The sequence below is a fragment of the Ruegeria sp. YTSC003 genome, assembly GCF_059609785.1.
In genome coordinates, this window is record NZ_JBXWMK010000035.1 from 1 (window position 1) to 3,018 (window position 3,018).

A 3,018-nucleotide genomic window follows, 5' to 3' on the forward strand; every position below is an offset into this window, starting at 1 on the left:
TCTAGGCGACGACCGCTCCAATGTAACGCAGACATGCAAGCGATACCATCTGAGGGCGGCTTGGTCCGCAAGGCGGACATTCAGCGGAATTAACCGAACGTCTGCTTCGAGCCCAAAGCAGAAACGCCATGCGATTAAGCAGAAGAACCTGCTAGCACCAAAAATCAGTGGTCAACAATCTTACTCAATTTCCGAGGATCGCGCCCAGAGATTGATTTCCTCTTCCGAGCTTACCTCGTCAATCTTAGCGAGTTCCGCTTCGGTAAATTCCAAATTCTGGACCGCACCTACGCAATCCACGATCTGCTCAGGTCGCGAAGCGCCAATAAGGGCTGTCGATATCCGGTCACCTCTCAGCACCCAAGCAAGCGCCATCTGAGCTAATGATTGACCGCGTGACGCCGCTATGTCGTTTAGAGCCCTGACACTCGTCAATGAACGTTCGTTGATCATGCCGTCCAATAGAGACTTGCCTTGGGTCGCACGACTGTCTTCGGGAATGCCGTTCAGATACTTCGATGTCAAAATACCCTGGGCAAGTGGCGTGAACGCAATCGATCCCACGTTCAATTCGTCAAGCGTATCCAACAGCCCGTCCCGCTCAACCCAACGGTTGAGTAGGTTATACGACGGCTGATGAATCAGGCACGGCGTGCCAAGGTCTTTCAAGATGGCCAGCGCTTCGCGCGTTCGTTGCGAGTTGTAGCTTGAAATTCCGACGTAAAGTGCGCGCCCAGAGCGCACTATATAGTCTAAGGCTCCCATAGTTTCTTCCAGAGGGGTATCTGGATCGTAACGGTGGGAATAAAAGATATCTGCGTATTCTAACCCCATCCGCTTGAGCGACTGATCACAAGAGGCCACAAGATACTTTCGTGATCCCCACTCCCCATAGGGACCCGGCCACATATCATACCCTGCCTTGGTAGATATGATGAGTTCGTCCCGATAGCCTGCGAAATCAGTTTTTAAAATTTCACCGAATGCTTCTTCCGCCGATCCCGGCGGTGGGCCATAGTTATTTGCTAAATCAAAGTGCGTTATACCCAAGTCAAAAGCAGTGCGGCAGAGATCGCGCTTTGTCTGGTGTGGCGTATCTCCACCGAAGTTGTGCCATAGCCCAAGGCTTATCGCGGGTAGCTTTATGCCAGACTGCCCACAACGGCGATAGACCATTTGCTCGTAGCGGTCTGGATTGGGAAGAAATGGGCGTGGACGAGGCTTCGGGGGGCGTTGTAATTTGCTCATCTATCCATAATCCGCGATCATCACCCCGTGTCAATTCAACCAGATAGTAATCGGCAATCAGCGAAGCCTGCCGGATAGACGGAACATGCCTCAGGCATTGCCAACGCAGATTGTCAAACTGCAAACTAGTCCTCGAATAACGCGCGAACCTTCGACATGTCATACGCATGTTCCGTCAGGTTTTCAGGGTCCCATTCGCTTCGCTCAGCTTCAAAAAAATCCCCGCCGTACACGTGGATTGCTCCGGTCAACTTGGGGATAGGGTTTGTAACCGAGTGAATGAGGTCCCTACCAAGCGGAGCATATTCACCCGTCGACAATGCTCGAGCCCCCGCCGCTTCAATGCGTCCGTTAGGGTCATCTGCTACGCGCCGCCAAAAAATGTTATCTTCTCGGCCACCATAAATACCGATCACGGCCCACATTTCGTGATTATGGGGCATTATGGTCATTCCTGGCTTCCATACGACGTTGACGATTGTCAGATCACCTGACTTGTAAATGGGAAAGATACCGCTTTCGGTCGGCTCTCCCAAGGCTTGCGTCACGCCCGCGGGATCGCGCATCGCCCGGTCCACCACCTCAGCCACCGATTTGTGAGACACGTCCTGATCTACTGCGGTCCGGCAGTCCGCTACAAACTGTTCCATGTTCCACATATCTTCAGCCCCCAATTGCATACGATAAATGCAACAGGGTAGCACAGGCAGTAAAATTGGCGAAATTGGGACCCAGATTGCAGCTGCATGTATCGGGTATCTAAGACTTTCAATGACTGCTTGGCCTGCTTAGCGTTCTTTCGCCAGATCGGGGCGGATGTCTAATTTGCGGAACCATCCGTCGATTGCATCGCATACATTAGGTTGTCTGTTTGCTTAATCGAAAATGCGTTCGCCCTGCTCGTCGATCACCTGTTTCGCCTTTGCGATGCAGAAGCTTTCGCCCTGATCCCGGGTCTCAAAAACATCCGCCCGGATCACAGTATGGGTCTTGCGATCTCCGTCGATGGTCTTTTCGATACGGGCTAGAAGGCGGTATTTGCCCCCTTCGGGCATCAGGTCCGGAAAGATTTCGAACCCTCTGTAAGAGACTGGCTCAAGCTCCGACTTTTCACCACCACCAAAGAGTTTAGAGAAGAGGGACATTGGGCGGTTCCTTTCAGCGTTACTATGACGGGAGAATAGCGCCGCTTAGGACAGGCGTGAAGCATGTCGTGCTATCACAACATTTGCCTTCGATCCGTTGGCACGCTCCTTGCGTTGCCTAGTACGTCCAGATCCGCGGTAGAAGTCCATTCCCCACACCACGCTCCCTTGTAAGACTGTCCAGACCGCCATTCTGACACGCCGCCGCCGACGACCGCTTTGAGCCCAAAACCGACACCGAAGAAAATGCAAGACGACGCCAAAAAGTAGCGTCGCCCGATAGTCGCGGCTGTCGCTTTATTCTACCAGTTCCAGATCACCAGGACGCCAGGTCTTGTCGAACCAAGGCTCGAGCGGTCCGTAGAGGCGCATCATCACGTTGAAGCTTTGCCCGGGCATGGTTTGCGTCCAGTTGTTCTCCCAACCTTCTGGGGCTTCCGGGCCAAAATAGATGCTGGTACTCCCATCCTCATTCGGCTTTATCCCCGGTCGATTAGAGTCGATACCACCGGATTCCAGGTCAGTTTCAAGGATCGACCGTGTCTGTCCGCTGTCCGTCGTCAGGGATTTTGGGACAGATGGCGCTCTGATCTAAGAGAGGATGTGGCTCATCTGGTTGGTTTGA

The 3,018-nt window shown here is 53.0% G+C and carries 4 protein-coding genes; all 4 read right to left on the reverse strand.

From position 1 onward, the window contains the following. Window positions 1–180 precede the first annotated feature (180 nt). The gene (mgrA, locus tag AC2FFH_RS23105; RefSeq protein ID WP_496770988.1) at window positions 181–1,248 is read right to left on the reverse strand and encodes an L-glyceraldehyde 3-phosphate reductase; all 1,068 of its coding nucleotides are present in this window, start codon (window positions 1,246–1,248) and stop codon (window positions 181–183) included. 125 nt (window positions 1,249–1,373) lie between these two features. Further along, window positions 1,374–1,898 (reverse strand): cysteine dioxygenase family protein, encoded by a 525-nt coding sequence (locus AC2FFH_RS23110; protein WP_496770985.1) that lies wholly within the window; start codon window positions 1,896–1,898, stop codon window positions 1,374–1,376. Between the two features lie 225 nt (window positions 1,899–2,123). Continuing rightward, window positions 2,124–2,393 carry an HlyU family transcriptional regulator gene (locus AC2FFH_RS23115; RefSeq protein WP_496770982.1) on the reverse strand — a complete coding sequence of 90 codons (270 nt, stop codon included), beginning with the start codon at window positions 2,391–2,393 and terminating at the stop codon, window positions 2,124–2,126. Window positions 2,394–2,690: 297 nt separating this feature from the next. Then, window positions 2,691–2,984 carry a DUF1214 domain-containing protein gene (locus tag AC2FFH_RS23120; protein WP_496845413.1) on the reverse strand — a complete coding sequence of 98 codons (294 nt, stop codon included), beginning with the start codon at window positions 2,982–2,984 and terminating at the stop codon, window positions 2,691–2,693. Window positions 2,985–3,018: the final 34 nt, after the last annotated feature.